The organism is Gillisia hiemivivida, from assembly GCF_007997295.1.
GTDB classification, from domain to species: domain Bacteria; phylum Bacteroidota; class Bacteroidia; order Flavobacteriales; family Flavobacteriaceae; genus Gillisia; species Gillisia hiemivivida.
Genome location: NZ_VORY01000016.1, coordinates 51,995 through 78,919 on the forward strand (window position 1 = coordinate 51,995; position 26,925 = coordinate 78,919).

Below are 26,925 nucleotides of genomic sequence, written 5' to 3' on the forward strand. Positions count from 1 at the left end.
ATTACAACTTCACTTTATCACTTAGTTACAACTTCACAGCTTAACTTCTTCACAACTTTACAGCGTCACTTCGTCACAACTTTACAACTTCTTATCACACCTGTCTCCCAAAACACCCTTAACATCATATACCACGGCATTATCAGACTTAAGATCATTAAATTCTAAATTCAAAAACTCTTTATGAGCCACTGTTAAAACAATTGCATCAAATTTTTGATCTGGCAATGATTTAGATGTAGACAAATCATATTCATGCTTCACTTCTTCAGGATTAGCCAATGGATCGTAAATGGTAATATTAACTCCATATTCCTTCAAGTTCTTAATTACATCCACAACCTTTGTGTTTCTTACATCCGGACAATTTTCTTTAAAAGTAATTCCCAAAATTAAAATTTCTGCTCCTTTTACTTTTATGTCATGCTGAAGCATAAGTTTAACTACCTCGCTAGCGACATATTGTCCCATAGAATCATTCATTCTTCTTCCTGCAAGAATAATTTCAGGATGGTACCCAACTTCCTGAGCTTTTTGTGCTAAATAATAAGGATCTACCCCTATACAATGCCCACCAACCAAGCCAGGCTTAAATGGTAAAAAGTTCCATTTTGTACCTGCTGCTTCTAAAACATCATTGGTATCTATATCCAACATATTGAAGATCTTAGCTAATTCATTTACAAAAGCAATATTGATGTCTCTTTGAGAATTTTCTATAACTTTTGCAGCTTCAGCAACCTTAATAGTTGGAGCTAAATGGGTCCCAGCTGTAATAACAGATTTATAAAGATCGTTGACTCTTTGTCCAATTTCAGGTGTAGAACCTGCGGTTACTTTTAAAATTTTATCTACGGTATGTTCTTTATCTCCTGGATTTATACGCTCTGGAGAATAGCCTGCAAAAAAGTCCACATTATATTTTAATCCACTAACTTTTTCAAGCACAGGGATACATTCATCTTCAGTTGCACCTGGGAATACCGTAGATTCATAAATTACAATATCTCCTTTTTTGAGAACCTTTGCTACCGTTTCACTACTCTTATATAATGGAGTAAGATCTGGTCTATTATTTTTATCTACCGGTGTTGGTACAGTAATAATATAATAATTACAATCTTTTATGTCATCTAAATTAGTAGAGCAATAAAGACCTATTTTATCTGATGGCTTATCTACTAAAGATGCCATTAATATATCTTGTTCTACTTCTAAAGTGGAGTCAACACCAGTCATGAGTTCCTTTACTCTAGAATGATTAATGTCGAATCCAATTACAGGAAACTTTGTTGCAAATAATCTAGCTAAAGGTAATCCTACGTATCCTAAGCCAATGATTGCAATTTTAATATTGTTCATTTTATAATTTGTTGATTCGTTAATTTTTTTTGTAACGGAGTGACCATGTGATGGAGTAACGTAGTTTAATCGTTTCCTTCGCTCAATATTACTTCATTACATTTTTACTTCTTTTTTTTCACAGCATTACTTCATCACAGCATTACTTCTTCAAAGCATCACTTCAAATTCCTCCAATACCAATCCACCGCCTCCTTTAAGCCGGCTTCAATGTTAAACTGAGGATCATATCCCAACAATGTTTTAGCTTTTTCAACTGAAGCCAAGGAATGCGGGATATCCCCTGCTCTATTTGGACCGTGTTTGATTTCAATTTTCGCTATTTCAGGATCGTATTTGGATAAATATTCTTTCAGCAAAGATGTTAGTTCCAATAAATTTGTTCGGTCTCCCACTGCAGTGTTGTACACCTGATTTACGGCTTCTTTATTTTCAGAAGTAAGCGCCAGAAGATTCATTTGAATTACGTTGTCTATATACGTGAAATCGCGGGAATACGTGCCGTCTCCATTAATCAAAGGAGATTCGTGGTTCATCAACTGGATAACGAATTTTGGAATTACTGCTGCATAAGCTCCGTCCGGATCTTGTTTTCTCCCAAAAACATTAAAATATCTAAGTCCGATAGTGTCCAGGTCATAGGCAGATTTAAAAATATCGGCGTATAGCTCATTTACATATTTTGTTATTGCATAAGGGGATAGCGGTTTCCCTATCACATCTTCAACCTTTGGCAGATTTTCTGAATCTCCGTAGGTAGATGAACTGGCCGCATATACAAAGCGTTTTACTTTAGCATCCCTGGCCGCAACCAACATATTTAAAAATCCTGAAACATTCACCTCATTGGTGGTAATTGGATCATTTAATGAACGGGGAACCGAACCTAATGCGGCTTCATGAAAAATATAATCAACCCCTTTAGCTGCTTTGTGGCAGGTTTCAAGATTTCGGATATCTCCTTCTATTAAGGTGAAATTTGAGTGCTCTATAATGGCAGAAAGATTTTCTCTTTTCCCGGTGGCGAAGTTATCAAGACAAACCACCTTCGCATCGAGTTCTATAAGCTTTTCACAAAGATTAGAACCTATAAAGCCGGCTCCACCTGTCACCAATATTTTTTTAGAACTTAATTTTAAAAATTGTTCTTTTTGCATAAATCATTTTTAGAATCAGTCGGCAAAGATAGGATTTCTATTTTAAGCTTGGAGGTTGGTCATCTTAAAGAAATGTGAAAAGGTTTGAGCGTTTTTGAAAAAAGAATTTGATTGAGAACTAATTGTGTAAAACCTGATAATTAGAATTCTTTACGATGGGATTTCTTAAGCATTTCTATTCTATAGCTCAAAAAGCTCTTAAAAGTAGAAACCTGAAGATTATTTTTTATCTACAATCTTCATCAAATATTTCCCATATTCATTTTTGCTTAATGGGGTTGCTAGATCACGCAACTGTTCTCTGGAAATATATTTTTTATTGAAAGCTATCTCTTCAATACATGCTATTTTTAATCCTTGGCGTTTTTCTATTGTATGTACAAAATTGGAGGCATCTAAAAAAGATTCATGTGTCCCTGTATCTAACCATGCAAAACCTCTTCCCATTAATTCAACTTCCAATTTCTCTTTAGCTAAATACTTTTGATTTACTGAAGTGATTTCTAGCTCACCACGATCACTTGGAGTTACCTTTTTCGCAATACCAATAACAGAATTCGGATAAAAATAAATTCCGGTTACCGCGTAGTTACTTTTGGGGTTAATTGGTTTCTCTTCTATACTTTTAACTTCACCTATACTATTGAAATCTACAACTCCGTATCTTTGAGGGTCATCAACGTAATACCCAAATACGGTTGCTTTTTCATTTTTTGAATTTTCTACCGCTTTTTTAAGCATTCCAGTAAATCCTTGTCCATAAAAAATATTGTCTCCTAATATCAAACAAACATCATCGTCTCCTATAAACTCTTCCCCAATAATGAATGCTTGAGCAAGGCCATCTGGAGAAGCTTGCTCTTCAAATGAAAAATTCATTCCCAAGTCTTTTCCTTCTCCTAATAATTTTTTAAAGTTGGGAAGATCTTCCGGGGTAGATATTATTAAAATTTCACGTATTCCCGCTAACATTAAAACAGATAAAGGATAATAAATCATCGGTTTATCATAAATAGGCAATAGCTGTTTAGAAATTCCTTTTGTTATAGGGTAGAGCCTGGTGCCGGTTCCTCCTGCTAGTATTATTCCTTTCATTTTATACGAATTTTTATTACAAATTAATCCGAATTAATCCGAATTTTTTGAATTTAATATTCTTTTATACGTTAGAGAAGACGTGCCGAAATTAATCAACATTCCTAATTCCGTATTAGTACATTTTAAATAGTTTTTTAATTGAGCATAAAATACGATAGGAATTAGTTTAACCGCTTTTATTTCCAAAATAATAGAGTCATAACAAACGAAATCTGCTCTATATTGTTTTTTCAATTTTTGATTTTCGTAATATAATTCCAGCTTAACTTGTTTCCTAAATTGTATTTTTTGGTTCTGAAATTCTTTCTCCAAAGCTTCTTCATAAACCGCTTCCAAAAATCCGGGACCTAAGGTTCTATGAACTTTCATACAGGCTCCTATTATTTTATAACTCTCTTCCTTGAATAATATCTTCTCATTGGAATCCATTCGTGTTATTAGTATAAATTCGGATTAATTCGCAATATATTGTTTTGTATAATATTCCTGATATTTCCCTGAAGTCACATTTTTCAACCAATCCTCATTTTTTAAATACCAATCTATTGTTTTTTCTAATCCTTGTTCAAAAGTAACAGAGGGTTTCCATCCTAATTCTTTATTTATCTTGGATGCATCTATAGCATATCTTTTATCGTGACCTGGACGATCTTTGATATAAGTAATCAAACCTTCCGAAGCACCTTCAGCACGATCTAATTTCTTATCCATTATTTTACAAAGCAATTTCACTAAATCTATATTCTGCCATTCATTGAAACCTCCAATATTATAGGTGCTTTTTGTTTTGCCTTGATGAAATGCCAAGTCTATTGCAATAGCGTGGTCGATAACATATAACCAGTCTCTAGTGTACTTTCCATCTCCGTAGACAGGTAGTTGTTTATTCTGGATTATATTATTAATAAAGAGCGGGATCAGTTTTTCCGGAAATTGATTGGGTCCATAATTATTTGAACAGTTCGAAATCACATAAGGTAGATCATAAGTTTCTCCATAAGCCCTCACAAAATGATCTGAACTCGCTTTGGATGCTGAATAAGGGGAATTAGGATCATAAGCAGTATTTTCGTTGAAGAGTCCAGTTTCCCCAAGGGTTCCATAAACTTCATCGGTACTGATATGATAAAACAGTTTGTTTTTAAAATTATCTTTCCATAACTCCTTCGCTGCATTTAGTAAATTCATAGTCCCAATCACATTAGTACGTACAAATGCGAGAGGGTCAGAAATTGAACGATCTACATGAGATTCTGCTGCCAGATGAATTACTTTATCAAATTGATGTTTTTTAAATAAATCATCTATTTCCAAGGCATTATTGATATCTCCTTTCAAAAAAGTGTAATTGGATGCATCTTCAATATCTCCCAAATTCTCTAAATTCCCAGCGTAGGTTAAAGCATCTAAATTGAACACTTCATAGTCAGGGTATCTATTTACAAATAACCTGACTACATGAGAGCCAATAAAACCTGCTCCACCTGTTATTAAAACTTTCATAATAATTATTTTTGAATATAATACCCCTTATACCACTCTATAAACTCCCCCACTCCTTTTTCAATACTAGTATTTGGCTCATACCCAAAATCCCTAGTTAGATCACTTACATCTGCCCAGGTTCTCTCTACATCTCCGGCTTGCATAGGTAACATTTCTTTTTCTGCCTTTAAGTCAAGTTGTTTTTCTATCTCGTCGATAAAATCTAAAAGTTTTACTGGCTTGCTGTTTCCTATATTATAAAGACTATAGTTTGTGTTTTGATCTTTGCTATTTGTAACGATCTTTATAACCCCATCTACAATATCATCTATAAAAGTAAAATCGCGTTCTAAATTTCCGTTATTGAATACCTTTATCGGCTTTCCTTTAATTATGGCATCTGTAAACAAGAACATGGCCATATCTGGCCTTCCCCAAGGTCCATAAACGGTAAAGAATCTGAGTCCCGTGGTTTTAAAATTAAATAAGTGACTATAAGTATATGCCATTAATTCGTTGCTCTTTTTGGTAGCTGCGTACAAACTAATGGGATGATCCACATTATCCTTTACCGAGAAAGGGATTTTTTTGTTCTGGCCATACACGCTAGAGCTGGTTGCATAAACCAGATGTTTAATATTATAATTCCTGCAGCATTCCAATATATTCAAAAACCCAACCACGTTACTATCTATATAAGCTTCCGGGTTTTCCAGACTGTATCTAACCCCGGCCTGTGCTGCTAGGTTACAAACAATTTTAAATTTATGCTGTTTAAAAAGTTCTGGCAATTGCTCTCTATCTTCTAAGTTTAACTTGATAAACTGAAATTTAGGATAGCTATCACTTTCCAGTATTTCATTGTAAGATATTATCTCCTTTTCAATTCCTAGTTCTTTAAGTCTTGCCAGTTTTAAGTTGACATCATAATAATCATTTAAATTATCTAGACCTACCACCTCGAAGCCTATGTCAAGTAACTGCTTTGTTAAATGAAATCCAATAAATCCAGCGGCTCCGGTAACTAAAACCTTGTTTTTAAGTTCTTCTTGCATATATTTAAATTGCCAAGTATTCTGGGTAATCGGCAATCACCCCTTTAAAATTCTTAGTTTTTACAAAAGTATCAATTTCAATTTTATAACTTTATTGTTTATACAATTCAATTCTATGTTTCAAGAAATAAATAGTACCAAGTATCCCCCAGAACATTCAACCCTTGTATGGGACGGCGAATGTAAATTTTGCAAATGGTGGAAAGATCGCTGGGAACATAAGATTAAGGGCAAAGTGCAATTCCGTACCTATCAAGATGTTCATCTTAAATTTCCTGACATTCCAAAAAAAGAATTTCAAAAAGCTAGTAGACTTATAGACACCAATGGAAATGTGTATTCCGGTCCAGACTCGGCTTACAAGCTTTACTATTACTTAGGCAAACCCAAATGGCATTTATGGTATAAAAGACAAAAATGGTTTAAGGTTTTTAGTAATAATGCGTATAATCATATCGCAAAAAACAGGAGTTTCTATTATAAGGTAACTATACTTTTATTTGGAAACGATCCTACAAAACCAAAGATCTACTGGTTTTACTATGTGCTCCTTTTAATATTGATTTTAATCTCCATATGAAATTTTTAAAATCTTATTGGGTCTATATAGTGGCTGCAATTATTACGATTTTCGGACTAATAACAGGCTGGTATTTATTTATTTTCTTCGCGATTCCATTTGCTTTATTCCGCAGATGATTGTCCGCTTTTATTCCGGTGAGTAGTTTTCAACCAATTTATACTAGATGGTAACAGTCATGCTGTCAAGACGCTTAGGAGTTTCAGCATCCCATTTATTTGGAGTTGCGACCCTTAAACAATTTACCATTGACGAATTTCAAGAAGTCTGACAACACTCCTTTTAGTCGGTAATAATCTGTTTAATTTTTTAAATTGTTCATTTTTTTGTTGTGCTTTCCTCTCGCTTCACTCGTCGGAAGCAATCAAAACGAACCAAAAAAAGGACACTTTTTTGTAGGTGTTTCCAATTATGCTCCCGCATAATTAGAACCGTACTTCCACGGCTAAATTTTCTCCAAGGCTTCGAAAATTTTACGCCGTGGAAGCACTACACTTGCAAAAAAGAAGTTCTTAAGAACATAAATATAATGGTAACCATAATACGTCAAAAACCTACGCAAGATCTTTTATTTATCTATGATCTTAGGGTGAAGTGACCATTTCAAAAAGAATAATAGGTTATTGGATTTAAAAGGGATATACAAATTCAGAACTAATTATTCCGACAAATAATATATAAGCTGAGTTAAATTTATACTAAACATTAAAAGCAATTTGCTTTTAGAAATCCATGGCAGTAACTTTCCTTATAAATCTAAAATAAAATTGAAAATGAAGGACTACGGGACACTTTCTCAGGCTATAAATATATTGAAATTGGAAGAAGGATATGAATTCGATTTTAATTTAATGGATGAAAAAATCGAATTAAAAGCTGAATCAAAATCTTATCATCCAGACGATTTTGAAGTAGATAAAGTATTGAGATTTGAAGGAATGAGCAATCCAGATGATAATGCTATTCTATACTGCATTCATACTAAAGATGGTAAAAAAGGTACTTTGGTAGACGGATACGGAATTTCTGGCGGGCAAATATCTAAAGAATTAATGGCCAGACTTGATCTTAAATCGGGTAGAGAAACAAAATAAGCTCCCGTTAAAGTTGTATTAAACCCAATTTCAAAATTGGATAGCATCACTTACTATCATATTTTTGTATGATAAATTAACAATCAATAAATAAAAACTATGAACTATTTAGGATTAGACGATAAAAAAACTGCCAAAACTGTTGAGGAACTTAATATACTATTGGCAGATTACCATTTGTATTATCAAAAACTTAGAAATTTTCACTGGAATGTAATCGGGAAAAATTTCTTCGATCTTCATGAAAAATTTGAAGAACTTTATGAAGATGCTAAATTAAAAGTAGATGAAATTGCTGAAAGAATTCTAACCCTTCGCTATCAGCCGGTTAGTAATTTAAGTGATTACCTAAAATCTTCTGATGTAAAAGAATCAAAATCTGATCTTTCTGATTCTCAAATGATAAAAACATTGCTGGAAGATCATGGTACTATTCTAAAGCAATTAAGAAAAGTTGCTGATTTAGCAGATAAAGGTGGTGATGAAGGGACTATAGATCAGATTGGAGGATATATTGGAGAGCTGGAAAAAACTAGCTGGATGCTAGATGCATGGAAAATGAAAACCAACGACACTCATAAAACACTATAATTTATAAATCAATAGATGTCCAAAGATTTCAGTTTAAATGAGTCTATTAGAGGTATTTGGGATAAAATGGCCTCATGGCTAGATTCATTAATTCTCAACCTCCCAAATTTTATATTAGCTACGATAATTTTCGTGATATTTATATTTATCGCAAAGTATGCCGCAAAGCTATTAGATAAAATACTCAAGAGAAAAGGATCTCAAGATTCTATAAGGCACATTTCAACGAAAGTTGCAAAGGTCTTTATAATACTTCTAGGGTTCTTTGTCGCCTTAGGACTTTTAAATTTAGATACAATTTTAACTTCTGTACTTGCCGGTGCTGGGGTGATTGGTCTTGCCATTGGACTTGCTCTTCAAGGTACACTTAGCAATACCTTTAGTGGAGTTATCTTAAGTTTTTTACCAGAATTGCAAATTGGCGACTGGGTGGAAACTAACGGATTCGCAGGAGAAGTTATAGAAATTAATTTAAGGAATATCGTTGTTAAGGAATCGGACAATAACTATGTGATGATCCCCAATTCTAAGATAATAGAAGAGCCGTTCAAGAATTTCACTAGAACTGCAAGATCTCGAGTTATGGTTAATTGTGGTGTGAGTTATAGTAGCGATCTTGAATTCGTTCAGAAACTAACTACTGAAACTATGCAAGCTCTTTTCGCGCAAAGGGGAAATGAAGAGGTAGAGTTCATGTATGGAGAATTTGGAGATAGCTCTATTAATTTTGTGGTTCGTTTCTGGACAGATGTTACTAGGAATCGTGATGTATTGACGGCAAAGAATAAAGCTATCATAGCAATTAAGAAAGCTTATGATCAAAACGGAATCAACATTCCATTCCCTATCAGAACTATAGATTTCACTAATAAGTTATCTATTAATGAGCCTAAAAAAGAGGAGTAAATCTAAGATATTTTTCAATTAAAAAAAGCCCTTGCGAAATTCGCAAGGGCTTTTTTTAATTCTATATGCATATCCACTTTGCGTCCTAATGGATATTCTAAACTTAAAAACGCAAAATTTTTGTTTCCCCCGACCTTAAAGGGAGCAAAATTTTAGAATTATTCAAAATTTTGAGAATATGACCAGCCTTTAGGGCTGGGGCAAAGACATATTCGGCTATGGCATATTAAAATTAACTTTTTGTACTGTTTGCGGATATACGTAAATTCAACTAATAGCGCTTAAAACTTAAATCCGAATCCGAAAGTAAACCTCATATCTTCTTCACTACCAAAGAGACTGAACTTAGCACTCAATGCTTCAGCGCTATTAATCCAAAGTCCTCCTCCATAGCTGTCATGCCATTTTTTGCTATCGCCTGCTTCTGTCCAAACCCTTCCAAAATCGAATCCTCCATATATTCCAATTTGGAATGGTAAGAAAGAGGTCTTAAATTGATTAAAGCTATAACGCAAGTCTGCTCCAGTCGCAAAGGCTGTTTTACCAGAAAAACGTTGTTGTCTAAAACCTCTTAATCCTGAATCATCACCTAATGAAGCGGCTTGATAAAACTCGTAGTTTTCTCCAATATTAAAATGTGCTTGTACCTGAGATTTTAAAACTAGTTTTCTGTTCTTTGAAAGGGAATTATAAAAGCCCAGATGAGGTTTTATATATCCAAAATGTCTCTCAAGATGTTCAAGATTTAATTTTCCTCCTCCATTCAATTCAAATTTCATTCCTCGTGTAGGATTCAAATTATTATCATAACTCTCATATCTATAGGTTGCATCTAAACCACCAAAGAATTTTCTTTCAAAAAAGCCTGGATCATTAGGCATAAATTCTTCAGAAATAAATCTACCCTCAGTATCATCAACTTTGATTCCTTCAAAATTCGCCATATATCCAAAATAACTTCCGAAGGGTGATTTTCTAGCGAAGCCAAATTTGATTCCGGCTCTTCCTATTTTTGTCCTATTATAGTCGTAATCCAGATCATCATCAAAATTTGAAGTTTCATTTCCGAAGCCAAAGAAATTATTTGAGGCATTAGGACTAGAAAAATTAGCACCAATCAATAAATTAAAATTCCCTAAAATTTGAGCAAATTCACCTTCATAACTTGCATCAAAACCATTAGTGGCAAAATAATAACCAAGACTATAAGTATTTCTTGTGGTGAATGGATTTCTCTTAAAACCATTCACAGTAGAAACAACCTTCAAGCCAATTTTAATTCCTTCGTCTGGGTTGTAGCCAAAGCCTGGTAATAAAGATCCAGATTTAAACGTCTTCTTATCTTTATCAAATGTATTCTGATTGTAGTTATCTCTAAACCGGATTTTTGCTTTCCCTTTGGACTCTACAGTACTAGGTTTACTTAAATAATCGTAGATCTTAACCTTTCTACCGCTATTCTCTTCAACATTATAAATATCGTTGTTCTGCCCTCCAATAACTCGTACAAAGATCAAATTTTCATCTACTTCTCCTGTTATATTTATTACATCATCATCATCTAAGGCATATAACCAAATTTCATCTGTATCTGCTTTATTATAAGTCTTATCACTTACCAGATCTGCTTTTTTACCATCTTTGATCCTAGAGATAGTTATTCGAGTTTTACCTTGGTCTAAACGCTCAATATCTACAAAATCATCTTTATCTGTTCCCGTAACTATGGCCAATTTCGCCATATAATCGTAATATCTTTTAGCGATATCTACAATATTCCCTCTTCTTCCCTTCAGGCTTTTTACAATAAATTCAGTCGTTTCGTTTCTTGTTATCTCTGGTAGTTCTAAAAACGCCTCATCAATTATTTTGTCGGTCAAATTCTTCTGAATAAATTCAGCTTGTTCTATCCACTCCTCTCTTCCTACATTCTGAATTAGTGTTCTGTCCATTCCCGTAGTTGCGGTATTGAACCATTTTACATCTTTAATATCATCACCGTACACAGCGAATTGATTTGCAAATCCAGATAGACCTCTTAAGGTTCCAAAAAATGCACCATCAAAATTCGAAAAAGCTTGATCGCGATCTCTAGGAATAGGTAAAAATCGTTTATCCCCCTCAGCGGTTTCTACTTCTGCCCATTTCCATTGATCTTGATGTCTATCCCAATCGCCAATGAGCATATCAAAAACTCTAGCCTTGATGTATGCTTTTTCGTCCAGGAAATATTTCTCGTCTTTCCTCAACTTCTCTAACATATCTGAAGTACTTAGAATATCTTCCGTTTCCTCTCCAAAAGACTTCATATTAGTCCAATCATCTTCTGGCCTTTCCACGATCATATACAATTCATCTCCAAAATCTGAATTATATTCTTCTAAGGCTTTTTGCTTAGGCACATAGAATAATTTAGGATTTGTATGGAACAATCCAATGGCATCTGATAGTTTTGGAACTGCCAAAAACGCGTATGGATGTGCTGCTGTATAAAAATCCTGAATCACATTTTCTGCAATTGTATTCTCTAACTGGTCTTGTACTGGAGTGTCCTTAAATGCTACAGCTTGTAAGAATTGTACAGCACTCTTTTTAAGACGGCGCATATTATAATCTCTACCTAAACTATCTTCTAATCTAACTGATATTGTTTGGTGCCCACCTCCTTTAATTACAGGTTTTAAACCACCATATAATGTATCTAAATTCGCGACTTTTACAGATATCGGAGTTCCATATAGATCTCTGTATCGCTGACCCCAAACACTTTCGTATAATCCAGTTTTTTCTGTTTCCTCTTCATTATAAATTGAAGTAATAATAGTTTCAGGGAATTCTGTTGGTAAGTGAGAAACATCATAGGGTCTTGGAGCAGAAAAAACTTCTTTCTGATACAATAATTTAGCCTTGTTATTTTCATTCCCATAAAAACTAACCCATGAAGAGCCATCTTCAAAAACATCATAAACAGCAAAACCTTGATCTGGATATGCAAAATAACCGTCGTTACTTAAAACAGCATAAGATCCTTTAGAGCCAGATCCAGATACAATCTGTTTCACACTGTCATGCTCTATATATTGTAAAGAATGCTCATGCCCTGAGACAAATATTAGTCTTTCTGAACCTTGTGCAATAGTTTCCAATCTTTTTACAAGGGATTTATACCTTTCATTTTGCGCATCTTGAATAGAGACTCCCCCACTGGTTCTTATTAAAGCAGCTAAGGATCCAAGTATAGGAATAGGGATTTTCTTTTGTGAAGGATAAATGTGTCTAGTAAACTCGTACTGTCCGCCATGAACTCCATTAGTATATAATGGATGATGCAATGCGACTATAATTGTTTTATTCTGATTTTTTTGTAATTCCGAAGCAAGTTCCAAAAACAAAGCTTCTCTAGTTTTTATCTGGGCACAATCGTCGTTAATAGTTGGATGCCTATCCCAATCCTCCAAGTACCATTGGGAATCTAAAGTTATAAGCTGAATGTTTTCTGAAATCTCGATTACATCCATACCGCATCCGGTATTTGGAGCCCAGATCAAATTATCTTTCAATTTAGATTTCAAATAATCTCTCTCACGCTCTAGTCCTTTTATGCCCTCGTTATACCAATCATGGTTACCAGGAATAACAACTACTTTCCCTTCATATTTTTCGAATGCATCTAATTGAGCATCCAATCTATACTCGGCATCCTCGCGCAACGGGCTATCCTTTGGTGGCATCCCCACGGGGTAAATATTATCTCCTAAAATAATAGTATAGTTATCTGTTACTTTAACAGAATCCATATAACTTTTAAGGGCAATCAATCCTTCAGAACTTCCTCCTGGAGGTGAGTACCCAGCATCTCCCAAAAGATAAAAAGATTTCTCAATTTTCTTCTCTTTAGGATAATCAAAATTTTCCGTTGGTTCTCCCACTCTATATTTCGGATCGTAGGTAACACATCCAAAAAATAACAAACTGGCGACTAAAGTTAGAAATATGTTATTTTTTTTCATAAAAATTTAAAAGGCATTTTTTTTTGGTAATTTGGCTCCATATTAAATAACTATTTCCATGACAGAATTGGTAAAAAAGGCAGATAAATTTGTCCTAGATTTATTTAAGGAAAAACTTCCAAATACATATATATATCATAATTATAGCCACACAAAGCGGGTGGTTAAAAGTACTAAAGAATTAATTGAGAATTCGGAAATAAATGTTAAAGAAGAAGGGGTATTGCTCTTATCTGCTTGGCTTCATGACACTGGATATACTGTAAAATTTGAAGGTCACGAGGAAGAAAGTGTGAAAATTGCAAAGCAGTTTTTAAAGGACAATAATGTAGATAACGATACTATAGAAATGGTTTCAAAATGCATTATGGCAACCAAATTTGAAACTGTTCCAGAAACTAAATTGGAAAAAATTATTAGAGATGCAGACTGTTCTCATATAGCTAAAGATTATTTTGATGAAACCAGTGAGCTGTTAAGGCAGGAATTACAACTTTTAAACATACATAATTATTCCACTGAAGAATGGTTAGCCGAGAATGTTACTTTGTTTACAGATAAGCATCAATACTTTACCGAGTATGCTTCAGTGGAATGGAAAGAAGGTAAAGACAATAATCTTTCAGAAATATTAGAAAAACAGACAAAAAAGGTTCAAAAGCTAAAGAAAGAAGAAACTAAAGCACGTCTTAAAGCAGAATATAAGAACAATAATCCAGAGAGAAGTATTCAGAGTTTATTTAGGGTAACACTTCGAAACCATATAAAGCTAAGTGATATCGCAGATACAAAAGCAAACATTTTGCTTTCTGTAAATGCCATTATCATTTCACTTGCCTTAGCGAATATCATCCCAAAATTAGATGCAGTTACCAATAAGCATTTATTGATCCCAACCTTGATCTTGGTGATCTTTAGTGTAGCTTCTATTATTTTATCTATTATGTCTACCAGACCAAACGTAACCACAGGGGAGTTCACTAAAGAACAAGTAGAAAGTAGAGATGTGAATCTATTATTTTTTGGGAATTTTCATAAAATGCCCTTCGAACAGTTTAAATGGGGGATTAACGAAATAATTAAGGATAAGGATTATGTATATGAATCTCTTATGCTAGACCTCTTTCTTTTAGGAAAAGTATTGCACAGAAAATACATGCTTTTAAGACTTACTTATACCGTATTTATGGTAGGAATTATAGCTTCAGTATTAAGCTTTGTGATCGCTTTTTATCTTAAATGATCTATAAGGCCATCATAATTGATCGCTTTCTCAAAAGCATTATCATCCGGGTGATATAAAATATTTACCCGGATCGCTTTTAACCCGATTACTCCTTGCACATCCTCTAATTCCAATAATTCCACTTCATCTCCAAGATATTGCTTTATCTGAAGGTATTTAATATACCTTAAATATTCTCGCTCATCACTGCTTTGAGAATAGACAATAGAGATCTTCCCTTTTTGAGTAATTCGCTCTTCGGTGTTTTTAATAAAAGCCTTATCTATTCGTTTTTTTATGATCTCATAACGTGCATTATAAGTGCCGTCCACATCAAATTTCTTCTCATCCATTCTATATCTAATGGACAAAGTACTGTTAAACACCAATATTAAAGAAGCAGCATCTAATTGAATTGGGGTGTTTGATTGTAGCTGATAGAATTTGTTTTCCATCTCACACATCGTGGCGAGTTGCCATAATCTAAGATTGTATAAATACACCTCATTAAAAGGCTTATTATTGGTTAAGGAGGCTCCAATATAAATATTATGGTCTACTCCATCGGTCTTATAACGTTCAAAATAGTGTGGATATATTTTCTGAGCCTCTACTTGTTTTTTATCAAGTAATCTGGCCATTGTCCTGTTAATTCGCTGCACTGTATCATCATAATTTTTACGATGATTGTAGATGATTCCAGTTTCAGGATTTAATTGTTTTTGGTAATTATCTACTAATTTTTTCAATTCACCCGACTGGCTACTTAAATGTTCCATCAACGGATTAACTTCTTTCTGAAGCAAATTAAAAACCCGTTGTTCGCTTGAAGCATTTAAAGTATCCTTAAGATCATCTTTAAAGTCAGTAATTCTAAATCTTACCTGATCGTAAATTGGCATATTTTCTATTTGATACGCCATATCTATAATATGCTCTATCTCTTCCAGCTGATGCATCAGATCGTCCTGGATCGCAGAATTTCTAGCATCAGAAGAACCAACAATATCTATTTGACCATAGAGCGGATACACATCTTTAAAGGCTATATCCTTAAAGGAAGCTAAGCCATCTTTATTTAGATCTTTAATAAATTGTTTTGCTTCTCTATCAAATATCCATAATACGCTTGGGTGTATAGAAGTACACTCACTCTGGATAACCGCTTTTACTTTATTTTCGAACTCACTTCTATTCCTTTCTACAGAGGTAACTATATACGGTAATATATCGTCCAGTTTAATTGCATTGATACTGTTCAATTCGTTCTTTCTATAAGAAACCAATTCCAAAATACCCCATACCTTGTTTTCTACAGCAATAGGAGCCAGAATACAGCTCATCACATTATTCTTCAGAAGATTTTTTGACAACAAATTGTTATTCGATTCCTTTGCATAGCGTTCTACATTGGTAATTGCAAAATAGGTTTGTTCTTCTATTATTTTTTTAAAAGTTTCATTGCAAACACTCGTTTTACATTCGCTTTCAAGTTTATCATTAAGTATAAAACTAAAAGAATCTCGGTTATCCATTCGTTCAAAGACCATCCTGTCTTTATTGAATACTGTAAAACCCACCCGGATGTCTGGAAGTCTATAAATGGATTGAAAGATTTCTTGAAATTTCAATAATTCTTCTTCATTTGAAGATTCTTTGTGAAGCAATGTTGTTTTTAGATCAGAGATTGCATCGTCTACAGTTACATCGGTTAAATTAACTATAACGAAACCTTTGAAGATCCAACTTAAAGGCGGAAATTTCTTTTTCCAAAACTCTACGTCATCAATATTTTGGATTAAAAGATCTACATCATCTTCAGTGATATCTATTGCATTTTCCCCTTTTTCAATATCAATAAAATCCGCATTTAAAGCGATCCTATAATGCTTTAAAATTCCTGTTTCATCTGGAATATCATAATATAAAGGCCTAGAAAAATCTATTTTATAACCGTAATGATGATTAAGAATAAGGATACAACCATATATATAGTACATATCTTCATCCAGATTCCGCATGGAAAGCTCATAATCGTCCCCTGCTTTTTCAAGAATTTTTTTAAATCGCGCAGAGGTATTAAAGATCAAATTATGAAATGGTAATGAAGCTGCCTTGATCTCATTTTTGGATAAAATCTTCGGAAAAAGTTCATCTAGCAAGATCTTGATTACATCCTTAAATTTATTCAAGTCGTTAGGGTCATCGATTCCCTCTTCCAATTTAGGGAAGGAAGAAACATAATCTAAAACTTTTACCATATATTCTTTAGAAATACTACTTTGCTCCTCATCTAAAAGATGCCTGTATTCTTCTATAATCTTATGGAAACTTATTTTTATATCTAAAGGAAAATCCTGAAGCTGATTTTTCATAATCTTGTTTGAAGCTTAAAATTACTATTTCTTTTAGCGCGCTACTTATCTGCCCTTGAAATTAACATTTTTTTACAAACTTATATAAACTATCCAAGGTGAGTTATGTATTTTTGCTTAAAATATACTTAAATGAAAAGACTTTTAGCAGCTATAGCAGTACTTAGCATTCTTGGATGCAACAAGGAAAAAGAAGGATATTCCATCTCGGGGGATATTAAAAATGTTGAAGACGGAAAAATGATTTATCTATCGGAATTAGATGCAAATAATCAGCCTACAAAAATAGATTCTGTTGCAGTAAAAGATGAAAAATTTACATTAGATCTGCCAGAGGTTACAAATTCTAATTTAAACTTTTTAAATGTTGACGGAGCTAAAGGAGGTGTTTTATTTATTTCAGAAAATGAACCTATAGAATTCCAAGTATATAAAGACAGTCTTCCAACATCCACCGTTAAAGGTGGAAAAGAAAACAAGCTTTTATATGATTATTTAGGCCATATTAAAGAGCTAAATACAAAGGTGATGAGAATTAGAACCGACCTTCGGGCTCAAGCTACAACCAGTCGGGATTCCTCTGCAATTGCTAATCTAAAAAAGGAAGAAGAAGGACTTAGAAATAGCGACCTTGCTTACAAGAAAAAGATAGCAAAGGAAAATTCTGAAAATTTTGTGGCACTTTTAGTTCTTTCAGATATGATAAATGTAGGAGCTCCTGCAATTGAGGTAAAAGAACTTTATGAAGGGCTTTCTGAAAATTTAAAGCAAACTTCAATTGCTAAAATGTTAAAAGAAAACTTGGATAAACGAAGCATTACCGAAATAGGTAGTAAAGCTCCTGAGTTTACCGCTCCAAATCCACAAGGTGAAGAAATTGCACTTAAAGATGTTTTAGGTAAAGTTACTTTAATTGACTTTTGGGCTGCTTGGTGTAAGCCATGTAGAGTAGAAAATCCTAATGTTGTAAAAGTGTACAATAAATATCACGATAAAGGCTTCAATATCATAGGGGTTTCTTTAGACAGAGAAGGCCAAAAAGACAAATGGATAAAGGCTATAGAAGAGGATAATCTAACTTGGAACCAGGTTTCTAATTTAAAATTCTGGAATGATCCGGTTGCACAATTATATAATGTAAGAGCCATCCCTGCAGCATTCTTATTGGATGAAAATGGCGTTATTGTAGCTACCAATCTTAGAGGAGATGCTTTAGAAGCTAAGGTGAAAGAGTTAATAGAGAAATAATTCTAATTCTCGAATCTTAACAAGCACATTTTAGTCTGAGCCTGACGAAGACTCAATGTGACAAACTAAATGTCCAGCTGAGACCCGTGATAAAAAAATTTATCTAGCGTAGTAAATTGACGATTGAAAGATGCTGAAACTCCAGAAGCGTCGGGACAGCATGACGGCAATTAAAAAAGTATCGTCACCCTGAGACCTGTGATAAAAAAAATTATCTAGCGTAGGAAATTGACGTATGATGGTTCTTAGCGGATTTATTGTTTTAAGAACTTCTTTTTTGCAGTGTAGTGCTTCCCCAGCGTAAAATTTTCGAAGCCTTGGAGAAAATTTAGCTGGGGAAGTACGGTTCAAATTATGCGGTAGCATAATTTGAAACACCTACAAAAAAGTGTCCTTTTTTTGGTTCGTTTTGATTGCTTCCGACGAGTGAAGCGAGAGGAAAGCATAGCAAAAAAATGAACAATCTCAAATATTAAACAAATCATTACCGACCAAAGGGAGTGTATTCCAGATTCTTGGAATTACGTCAATGGTAGCTTGTCGAAGACTCAATTGGACAGAACTAAATGTCCAGCTGAGACCCATGATAAAAAAAAATATCTAGCGTAGTAAATTGACGTATGAAAGATACTGAAACTCCCGAAGCGTCGGGACAGCATGACGGCAATTAAAAAAGTATCGTCACCCTGAACTAGTTTCAGGGTCTCTTATCTGGGGCAATGAAAAATACGGCAATGGTAGCCTGTCGAAGCTTCTTTCAAATTAAAAAGCACATTTCGACAAGCTCAATGTGACAATTACAAAAAATGTCATTCCATCATGAAAGCTTTCTGGAGAGGAATCTCTTTAGAGTCTAGAGATTCTTCACTCCATTGCATTTCGTTCAGAATGACAATATCAAAATTGAAAAGCACATTTTAGTCTGAGCATGTTGAAGACTCAATATAAAAGAATCAAATTTAAAAAAACCAATCTCGATCTGTCGCAGTAATTATCAGGATTAATGAAAGTGTAAAGACAATAAAAAAGGCTTCTGAAAAATCAGAAGCCTTTTTACTTTTATCTCAAAAAAATAAGAATTATTTCAATTCAAACGCCACAGTAACTTGTGCGTTTATTTCCATTTCTCCCGGCGCAATAGTTTCTTGTTCTGCAGAATCTGAGCTCATTTTCATTTCGTTCATTCTATACATAGGAGGGAAATTGCTGGTTTGCCCTTCACTAATGCTAATAGCCCTACCTATAGATTGATCTAGAGCTGAAGCATATTCTGAAGCTTTATTTTTAGCATTTAAAACTGCCTTTTTTCTAGCTTCGGTCATATATTTCTCCATTTCAGAAGATTTGAACTGTACCCCATCAATCCTGTTTAAGCCAGCTTTTAGCAAGCCGCTCATGATCTTCTCGTAATTCTTTAAATCATCTAGTTTGATAGAAATAGCCTGATTTGCTACGTAACTATAGGTCTTATTGTCGTAATTATAGTTTTTGTTCAAATTCACATAATCGGTTTGAATGTTTTTTTCCGGCACCCCTTCAGATTTTAAATATTTGATCACCGCATCTACCACGGCATCATTTTGTTTTTTTACCTCTTGAGGGTTATCACCATCATGCTCTATTCGAGATTTTATAACGACCTCATCTGGTATTACTTTCACTATCCCTTCACCGTTAACCGTAACAGCTGGAGTAATGTTATTGATCTGTTGTGCCTGAACCGCAAAGGTTCCTAAGGCAGCAAATAATATTAAAATTGATTTCATATTTTTAAAGCTTTAGATATCTATAGACATTACAAGAAGAATACCACGTTATATCTTTCCTGCTTTTTGAAGAACAAACAAAATTAAAATGGGGATTGCAAGAAGAATTACCATTAGTAAATGTTGCTCAAAGATCCACGGAGCAAGCACCAAGGTTAATACAAAACCTCCTACTGCACCACCAAAATGAGCATCATGCCCAATATTACCAAGTCGCTTTTTCATCCCGTAAATAGTATATAGCAGGTAACCTATCCCGAAAACATAAGCTGGAACCGGGATAATAAAAAATAAACCTAACATCATATTTGGCCTTAAGAGAATTGCCGAATACAGGATTCCCATTACCGCGCCACTAGCACCTACAGCCGTATAATTGAGATCATTTTTATGGAAGAAATAACTAAGTAGATTTCCTAAGATCAAACTTGCCAAATACACAATTATAAAACCAATGGACCCAAGATAATTAATCACCACATTAGCAAAAAAATAAAGGGTAAGCATATTCACAAATAAATGAGAGGTATCTACATGTAAAAATCCAGAACTAAAGATCTGGTATTTCGCTCCGGCTTTAATATCGCCAACATTAAATTTATATTTTTCAAAAAAGGCTCGGTCTTTAAAACCTTTAAATGAAATTAAAACATTTACCGCAATGATAAAAATAGTTATCAAGCTTAAATCTCCCATAGATACTTACGTTTAGTGCCAAATATACCATATATTTGCCTAAATTTTTTGTTGATGCAGCGATTAGTTTTTTGGTTAGTCTACCCTTTTCTTTGGATAATTTCTAAATTCCCATTCTGGCTTTTTTATAAGGTTTCAGACCTCGTGTTTTTTATCGTTTTTTATTTAGTTGGTTACAGAAGAAAAACTGTGATCAGTAATTTGAAACTGGCCTTACCTAATAGATCTGAAAAAGAGTATAAAGAGATTAGTAAAGGATCTTTCAAGCATATGTGTGATATGTTTCTTGAGATGGTAAAAAGCATTTCTATTCCAAATAATGAGTTAAAAAGGCGTTATACCTTTACGAATATTGATGAGATCCGGAGAATACGAGATCTAAATAAAAGTATCATCCTTATATGTGGGCATTATGCAAGTTATGAATGGATAAATGCTTTGCAACTTTATGGATTAGACTATAGAGGATATGGAATCTATAAAAAGGTGCAAAATCCATATTTCGATAAAATGGCTAAAGATATTCGCCAACGTTTTGATGGGGAACTAATCACATCTTCTCAAGCTAGCAAAACTATAAAAAGCAATCAGGACAAAGGAATTTTAGGAGTTTATGCCATAGTAGCCGATCAATCTCCAAAACTGGGACAAGCAAAAACTTGGACTAAATTTATGGACGTAACTGTTCCTATTTATATGGGATCGGAAAAATTAGCTTCAAATTTAGATATGGCGGTAATGTATCTTCATGTGGAAAAGAAAAAAAGAGGATTTTATGAAGCTAGCTTTATTCCAATAACCGATAAAGCCGGACAAGAACCTCCCTTTAAGATCACCAATAAATTTCTAACAGAACTGGAAAAACAAATTAAAGAAAAGCCAGAACATTATCTTTGGACACATAAAAGATGGAAACATAAAGATGCTCCCATCCCAGATGGTGCCACAATTTTTCCTAGAAACTAAGCCACTAACGCTTTAATTTCTTCTATCATTTTTTGTGCTAGAGAATCTGCTTCAGCCTGAGATTTTGCTTCAGTATAAATTCTAATTATTGGTTCAGTATTAGATTTTCTTAGATGTACCCAATTTTCAGCAAAATCTATTTTCACACCATCTACCGTAGAAATTTCTTCAGATGAATGGTTGTTTTTTACACTTTCAAGAATAGCATCTACATCCAGTTCTGGAGTTAACTCAATTTTATTCTTACTCATGTAATACATTGGACAGCTTTTCTTTATTTCAGAAACAGCCATATTCTTTTCTGCTAAATAAGTTAAGAACAAGGCAACTCCAACTAAACTATCACGCCCATAATGAGATTCCGGGTAGATAATTCCACCATTACCTTCACCTCCAATTACGGCATCGCTCTCTTTCATTAACTCCACAACATTCACTTCCCCTACTGCACTTGCTCTATAGGTGTTCCCATGTTTATTGGTAAGATCCCTAAGCGCTCGGGATGAAGATAAATTACTCACCGTATCACCAGGAGTTTTACCTAGCACGTAATCTGCACAGGCAACCAAGGTGTATTCTTCACCAAACATTTCCCCTTTTTCGTCTATAAAGGCCAATCTATCTACATCTGGATCTACTACGACCCCCAGATCTGCCTTTTCTTTTGCAACTAACTTACAAATATCGCCCAAGTGTTCTTTTAAAGGTTCCGGATTATGAGGGAAATGCCCGTTTGGCTCACAATATAGTTCTATTACCTCTACTCCCATTCTTTTTAGAAGAGCCGGAATAGCAATCCCTCCAGTAGAATTCACTGCATCCACAACTACTTTAAATTTAGCTTTCTTTACGAGCTCAGCATCCACAAGCTTCAGTTTAAGAACCTCTTCAATATGTCTATCTATATAATCGTCTACAATCGTAATCGTTCCTAGATCATCTACCTCAGAAAACACGAAATCTTCTTTATCGGCGTAATTCAAGATCTTAACACCTTCTGCTCCGTTCAAAAACTCCCCTTTATTATTCAGCAGCTTTAAAGCATTCCATTGTTTAGGATTATGACTAGCAGTAAGAATAATCCCGCCATCTGCATTTTCCAAAGGAACAGCGATCTCCACCGTAGGTGTAGTAGAAAGACCGAGATCTATAACATCTATTCCCAAGCCTACCAACGTATTCATTACCAATTGCTGGATCATAGACCCGGAAATTCGTGCATCACGGCCAATTACAACCTTTAATTTTGGTTTTGTATTTTCATTTTTAAGCCAAGTACCATAAGCGGCTGCAAATTTTACTGCATCTAATGGAGTGAGATTTTCTGAAGGCTTCCCTCCTATTGTTCCTCTAATTCCTGAAATTGATTTTATTAAACTCATATTATTTTGTATTAAGTATCTTCTGAAGAAACCTCTTATTAGATTCTATTTTAATTTATTTGAAAAGTAAATTTTAGCAAATATACATGGCTAGATAGGTCTTCCCCAAATGTTAACATAAATTAAACAGGAATTCGCTTCAATCCCTCATTGAGGGTTTAACCCGCCTGACCGGCTGGGCAGGTTCTCCGTTCCTATAATTATTGGAGTACCTCAAAATATTTTATAGAATTTTCCTTTATATACCTTATGGGCTTGCCCCAAGATTCTTGATTTACTACCTTGTGGTGATGAATTATCTCGCACATATTTACCTTTCGCAGGAGATCAAAGAATTAACAATAGGAAACTTCATCGCAGACTCTATTAAAGGAAATAAATTTCAGCATTTCCCTGAAAAAGTAAAAGATGGAATTATTTTGCATCGGGCGTTAGATACTTTTACAGATAAGCATCCAACCGTAAGAAAAAGTACGCATAGATTATTTGACCCTTATAGCCATTATAGTGCGGTAATTATAGATATTTTATACGATCATTTTTTGGCAAAGAACTGGGAAGACTATTCTAAAGTTCCACTATTTGATTACACACAAAATTTTTATAATTTACTGAAGGATAATTATGAAATCTTACCATTAAGAGTGCAGCAGTTCTTGCCATATATGATCCAAGATAATTGGTTATACAATTATGCAACAATAGAAGGAATTGGGAAAATTCTTTATCAAATGGATCAGCGAACTAAGAATAGATCAAAAATGCAATTTGCAACCAAAGAATTGCAAATATATTATCCTCTTTTTGAAGCTGAATTCAAAGCGTTTTTCAATGAAATAATAAAATATTCTTCTGCTGAAATTCAGAAATTAAATTATACCTAAACCTATGAAAAAATCCATTTTACTTATCATATTCAGTTTGTTCTTGGCCTGCAAATCTGCTCCGCCAACTATTTCTGAAAACATTTCAGCTCCTGAAGTTGGATTGATCACAGAGAATGCAATGGTAGTCTCGGCTAGAGCTGAAGCTTCTCAAATTGCTTCAGATATCATGAAGCAGGGAGGAAATGCTTTTGATGCGATGGTTGCTACAGAAATGGCACTTGCTGTAAGCTATCCCTTTGCCGGAAGTTTAGGTGGTGGCGGATTTATGGTTTATAGAAAAGCAAATGGAGATATAGGAAGTCTGGATTTTCGAGAAAAAGCACCGCTTGCGGCTTCTAAGGATATGTATTTAGATGAAAGTGGAAATGCAATTTCAGAAAAAAGTCAGTTAGGTAGTTTAGCTATAGGAGTTCCAGGTACAGTTGCCGGAATTTTCTCTGTGCATGAAAAATTAGGTTCCCTTCCAATAGAAACCATTTTAGCTCCTGTTATCGCACTGGCAAAAAAAGGATATGTAGTATCTGAAGGCCAGGCGAAAAGTTTTAATAGCCATCAGGGACTTTTTGGGCAGGTTAATAAAACATCCATTTTATACACCAAAAGCTTTAAAACTGGTGATACCGTTAAAAATTTAGCACTCGCAAAAACGCTTCAGAAGTTAGCAGATAATGGGAGGAGTGAATATTATGGAGGAAAGACCGGGGAAATACTAGTCGATTTTATTCAGGATAATGGTGGGATTATCACTTTAGAAGATCTCAAATCTTACGAAACAGTTTGGAGAAAGCCAATCACTTTTAATTATAAGAATTTAAGAGTTATTTCTATGGCTCCACCTTCCAGTGGAGGGGTTGCATTGGCACAGATCCTGAAAACTGTAGAGAAATTTCCCCTTCAAGAATTTGGTCATAATAGTTTAAAAACAATTCAAGTTATTACAGAAGCCGAAAGACGGGCTTACGCAGATAGGAGTTATTATTTGGGTGATCCAGATTTTTATGATGTTCCAGTTGAAAAGTTGACTAGTGATAGCTATCTGGATGTACGTATGGAAAATTTCAGCTTTGATAGAGCAACACCTTCGAACAGCTTAAAACATGGCGCAATTCCAGGGTACGAAAGTTTAGAAACCACCCATTACTCTATTGTAGATCAATTTGGAAATGCGATCGCTGTTACTTCAACTTTAAATGGAGCTTATGGCTCTAAACTATATGTAGAGGAATTAGGCTTTTTTCTGAATAACGAAATGGACGATTTTAGCGCAAAACCTGGAGTTCCAAACATGTTCGGACTTATTGGTGCTGAAGCGAATTCTATTGCTCCAGAAAAAAGAATGTTAAGCTCTATGACTCCAACAATAGTAGAAAAAGACGGCAAATTTTGGATGAGTGTTGGAACTCCAGGAGGTGCAACAATTATCACTTCGGTGCTACAAACAATTCTAAATGTTTCAGAATTTGGAATGAATATGCAAGAGGCAGTAAATGCTCCAAGATTCCATCATCAATGGCTGCCCGATGAGATTAGGTTTGAGCCAAATTCTTTCGATAAAGAAATGCTGCAAACTTTAGAAGAAAAGGGGTATAATATCAATGAGAAGGATTCTCCTATTTTAGGCAAAGTAGATGCTATATTAAAACTACCTAACGGAAATCTTGAAGGCGGAGCAGATAGAAGGGGGGATGATACGGCAATTGGGTTTTAAAGTTTATTGAGAACATAAATAAAACGGATTAGGATCTTCAAGTTCGAGAAACACAAAACCAAACTCATAAGCATGTTCTATTCTAAAACAAAGTGCCTCTAATGGAATATAATGTTCTACACCTTCTCTAATCGTAAACTCTATGGGTAAAGAATTACTTACTAAATTATAATACTGCATGGCATTTTCTTCCTCACCTCTTTTGGGAGCCATTAAAATTATCTTGGAATCTTTACCTCTATTATAGTAACTGCTAAATATTCCAAGGTGTAATTCCCAACAGGTAATAACAATTTATGACCATTAGAAGTATTCCATGTATCTATGAACTCGTCATTATTAGTATCCAATCCCAAAGGATCCATTCTAATTCATGAAAGCCAAGTTTGCTATTTCCATAAAAACAGTTTCCTTGACTGTCTTTAAGCGCCATGCGCACATATTTTAGTTCTGAATTGGAACAGGCAGCCTGTTTTATCGATAAATCACCAGATTGCATGCTACGCGAAGTTTCAATTGGTGTCACTCCAAGAGATAGAATTCCCATGCCGATAGGATCATCAGCAATAATTACCGAATCATCGCTGCTACTGCAGCTTACAAATAAAAATGCCACACATAAAATCAGCGGGTGTGTAATGACAAACTTTTTCATGATTAGCTATTTTAAATCATTGTCGTCCGACAAAAGATATAAGATCGCTGCGCTGCTAGATTCAAGACGTAAGACTTTATTCCAACTAATTGAAAATCACTATTTTAATATGTATAAATTTTTCAAAAAAGAAAAAATAATTCTGTGTTCCAATAGCAAGCTCTTAAACATTGAAAACAGTCCTAATCCAGGTTAATTCTAGCCTCACCGAAATCCTGAATTTTTTTACCAGACAATACTAATTTTAAATTAAACATTGTCATCAGGAATAAGAATTATATTAATCCTGAGATTGCAATAGAAGTTATCTAAACATCTGTGTTTAAAAGGGGAGTTTTTAAAAGGAGGGAAATGGAGGCTAGGAAAACTAAGAAGATAAGACCTCTAATATTGATTACTAAAAGTAATTAAAATCAGTTAATTAGTAAAGGGGCCCGTATTTTGAATAAAATTTTAATTCTGCAGCGTAAATCTTTCTACAAAATTTTACAGAGAAAACTCTGTCCTTCGGCTTTTTTAATAGTAGTGTAGATTTATTTCACAATGGTTTATGGATCAATCTCAAAAGTTGTGTGTGAATTGAAAATGTAGTTCGATATTTGCCAAAAAAAGAGGTTTGGATAACTACCTAGATTTAATTAAGCTTGTATTGCCACAATTCTTAGTGGATCATTTTGAT

At 34.2% G+C, this 26,925-nt stretch carries 23 protein-coding genes; 9 read left to right on the forward strand and 14 right to left on the reverse strand.

Annotation, left to right across the window (positions count from 1 at the left end; genetic code table 11):
* Positions 1–81: 81 nt before the first annotated feature.
* The 6 genes from ES724_RS12365 to ES724_RS12390 all read right to left on the reverse strand — a co-directional run bounded on the left by ES724_RS12365 (position 82) and on the right by ES724_RS12390 (position 6,157).
* A complete protein-coding gene (locus ES724_RS12365) occupies positions 82–1,362 on the reverse strand; it encodes a nucleotide sugar dehydrogenase (RefSeq protein ID WP_170249894.1) in 1,281 nt (426 codons plus the stop codon).
* 158 nt (positions 1,363–1,520) lie between these two features.
* A complete protein-coding gene (locus ES724_RS12370; RefSeq protein ID WP_146933369.1) occupies positions 1,521–2,519 on the reverse strand; it encodes an SDR family oxidoreductase in 999 nt (332 codons plus the stop codon).
* Between the two features lie 219 nt (positions 2,520–2,738).
* A complete protein-coding gene (gene rfbA, locus ES724_RS12375; RefSeq protein WP_146933371.1) occupies positions 2,739–3,614 on the reverse strand; it encodes a glucose-1-phosphate thymidylyltransferase RfbA in 876 nt (291 codons plus the stop codon).
* A 33-nt stretch (positions 3,615–3,647) separates the two neighbouring features.
* Entirely contained in the window at positions 3,648–4,046 is a 399-nt protein-coding gene (locus ES724_RS12380; RefSeq protein ID WP_146933373.1) for a GxxExxY protein, read from the reverse strand.
* A gap of 24 nt (positions 4,047–4,070) precedes the next feature.
* Positions 4,071–5,120, reverse strand: coding sequence for a dTDP-glucose 4,6-dehydratase (gene rfbB / locus ES724_RS12385; protein WP_211362766.1), 1,050 nt, complete (start codon positions 5,118–5,120; stop codon positions 4,071–4,073).
* Positions 5,121–5,125: 5 nt separating this feature from the next.
* Entirely contained in the window at positions 5,126–6,157 is a 1,032-nt protein-coding gene (locus ES724_RS12390; protein ID WP_146933377.1) for an NAD-dependent epimerase, read from the reverse strand.
* Between the two features lie 115 nt (positions 6,158–6,272).
* On the opposite strand from ES724_RS12390, the gene ES724_RS12395 reads away from it, so the two are divergent.
* From ES724_RS12395 to ES724_RS12410, 4 genes are all read left to right on the forward strand, one after another.
* A complete protein-coding gene (locus tag ES724_RS12395) occupies positions 6,273–6,737 on the forward strand; it encodes a thiol-disulfide oxidoreductase DCC family protein (RefSeq protein WP_146933379.1) in 465 nt (154 codons plus the stop codon).
* A 773-nt stretch (positions 6,738–7,510) separates the two neighbouring features.
* On the forward strand, positions 7,511–7,831 hold the full coding sequence (locus tag ES724_RS12400) for a hypothetical protein (RefSeq protein WP_026838060.1): 321 nt from the start codon (positions 7,511–7,513) through the stop codon (positions 7,829–7,831).
* Positions 7,832–7,930: 99 nt separating this feature from the next.
* On the forward strand, positions 7,931–8,422 hold the full coding sequence (locus ES724_RS12405; protein WP_146933381.1) for a Dps family protein: 492 nt from the start codon (positions 7,931–7,933) through the stop codon (positions 8,420–8,422).
* 15 nt (positions 8,423–8,437) lie between these two features.
* The gene (locus ES724_RS12410) at positions 8,438–9,328 is read left to right on the forward strand and encodes a mechanosensitive ion channel family protein (RefSeq protein WP_146933383.1); all 891 of its coding nucleotides are present in this window, start codon (positions 8,438–8,440) and stop codon (positions 9,326–9,328) included.
* A gap of 281 nt (positions 9,329–9,609) precedes the next feature.
* Here the strand turns inward: ES724_RS12410 and ES724_RS12415 are convergent, their stop codons facing one another.
* A complete protein-coding gene (locus tag ES724_RS12415) occupies positions 9,610–13,338 on the reverse strand; it encodes a metallophosphoesterase (protein ID WP_146933384.1) in 3,729 nt (1,242 codons plus the stop codon).
* 58 nt (positions 13,339–13,396) lie between these two features.
* Here ES724_RS12415 and ES724_RS12420 point away from each other — a divergent pair, with 58 nt between their 5' ends.
* Positions 13,397–14,581 (forward strand): Pycsar system effector family protein, encoded by a 1,185-nt coding sequence (locus ES724_RS12420; protein WP_146933386.1) that lies wholly within the window; start codon positions 13,397–13,399, stop codon positions 14,579–14,581.
* Here ES724_RS12420 and ES724_RS12425 read toward each other — a convergent pair.
* Complete coding sequence (locus ES724_RS12425) at positions 14,569–16,938, reverse strand: GAF domain-containing protein (protein WP_146933388.1); 2,370 nt, start codon at positions 16,936–16,938, stop codon at positions 14,569–14,571. The two genes, ES724_RS12420 and ES724_RS12425, sit on opposite strands and share 13 nt — an antisense overlap.
* A gap of 132 nt (positions 16,939–17,070) precedes the next feature.
* On the opposite strand from ES724_RS12425, the gene ES724_RS12430 reads away from it, so the two are divergent.
* Entirely contained in the window at positions 17,071–18,186 is a 1,116-nt protein-coding gene (locus ES724_RS12430; protein WP_146933390.1) for a TlpA disulfide reductase family protein, read from the forward strand.
* A 1,079-nt stretch (positions 18,187–19,265) separates the two neighbouring features.
* Here ES724_RS12430 and ES724_RS12435 read toward each other — a convergent pair.
* Positions 19,266–19,952 (reverse strand): SIMPL domain-containing protein, encoded by a 687-nt coding sequence (locus ES724_RS12435; RefSeq protein WP_146933392.1) that lies wholly within the window; start codon positions 19,950–19,952, stop codon positions 19,266–19,268.
* A gap of 48 nt (positions 19,953–20,000) precedes the next feature.
* Positions 20,001–20,648: a rhomboid family intramembrane serine protease gene (locus tag ES724_RS12440; protein WP_026838051.1), complete on the reverse strand. Its 648-nt coding sequence runs from the start codon at positions 20,646–20,648 to the stop codon at positions 20,001–20,003.
* 54 nt (positions 20,649–20,702) lie between these two features.
* On the opposite strand from ES724_RS12440, the gene ES724_RS12445 reads away from it, so the two are divergent.
* Complete coding sequence (locus ES724_RS12445; RefSeq protein WP_146933394.1) at positions 20,703–21,614, forward strand: lysophospholipid acyltransferase family protein; 912 nt, start codon at positions 20,703–20,705, stop codon at positions 21,612–21,614.
* Here ES724_RS12445 and glmM read toward each other — a convergent pair.
* Positions 21,611–22,996, reverse strand: coding sequence for a phosphoglucosamine mutase (gene glmM / locus ES724_RS12450; RefSeq protein ID WP_146933396.1), 1,386 nt, complete (start codon positions 22,994–22,996; stop codon positions 21,611–21,613). The two genes, ES724_RS12445 and glmM, sit on opposite strands and share 4 nt — an antisense overlap.
* A 290-nt stretch (positions 22,997–23,286) precedes the next feature.
* Here glmM and ES724_RS12455 point away from each other — a divergent pair, with 290 nt between their 5' ends.
* Together ES724_RS12455 and ggt are read left to right on the forward strand one after the other, a co-directional pair.
* Positions 23,287–23,880: an acyl carrier protein phosphodiesterase gene (locus tag ES724_RS12455; RefSeq protein ID WP_146933410.1), complete on the forward strand. Its 594-nt coding sequence runs from the start codon at positions 23,287–23,289 to the stop codon at positions 23,878–23,880.
* A 4-nt stretch (positions 23,881–23,884) separates the two neighbouring features.
* On the forward strand, positions 23,885–25,591 hold the full coding sequence (gene ggt / locus ES724_RS12460; protein ID WP_146933398.1) for a gamma-glutamyltransferase: 1,707 nt from the start codon (positions 23,885–23,887) through the stop codon (positions 25,589–25,591).
* A 3-nt stretch (positions 25,592–25,594) separates the two neighbouring features.
* Here the strand turns inward: ggt and ES724_RS16785 are convergent, their stop codons facing one another.
* The 3 genes from ES724_RS16785 to ES724_RS16790 are packed head-to-tail and all read right to left on the reverse strand — an operon-like array spanning position 25,595 to position 26,246.
* Positions 25,595–25,804, reverse strand: coding sequence for a hypothetical protein (locus ES724_RS16785; RefSeq protein ID WP_246136873.1), 210 nt, complete (start codon positions 25,802–25,804; stop codon positions 25,595–25,597).
* A 5-nt stretch (positions 25,805–25,809) separates the two neighbouring features.
* Complete coding sequence (locus tag ES724_RS16920; RefSeq protein ID WP_262712816.1) at positions 25,810–25,941, reverse strand: hypothetical protein; 132 nt, start codon at positions 25,939–25,941, stop codon at positions 25,810–25,812.
* Entirely contained in the window at positions 25,914–26,246 is a 333-nt protein-coding gene (locus ES724_RS16790; RefSeq protein ID WP_246136874.1) for a hypothetical protein, read from the reverse strand. Before ES724_RS16790 ends, ES724_RS16920 begins: the two co-directional genes overlap by 28 nt.
* Between the last annotated feature and the right edge of the window lie 679 nt (positions 26,247–26,925).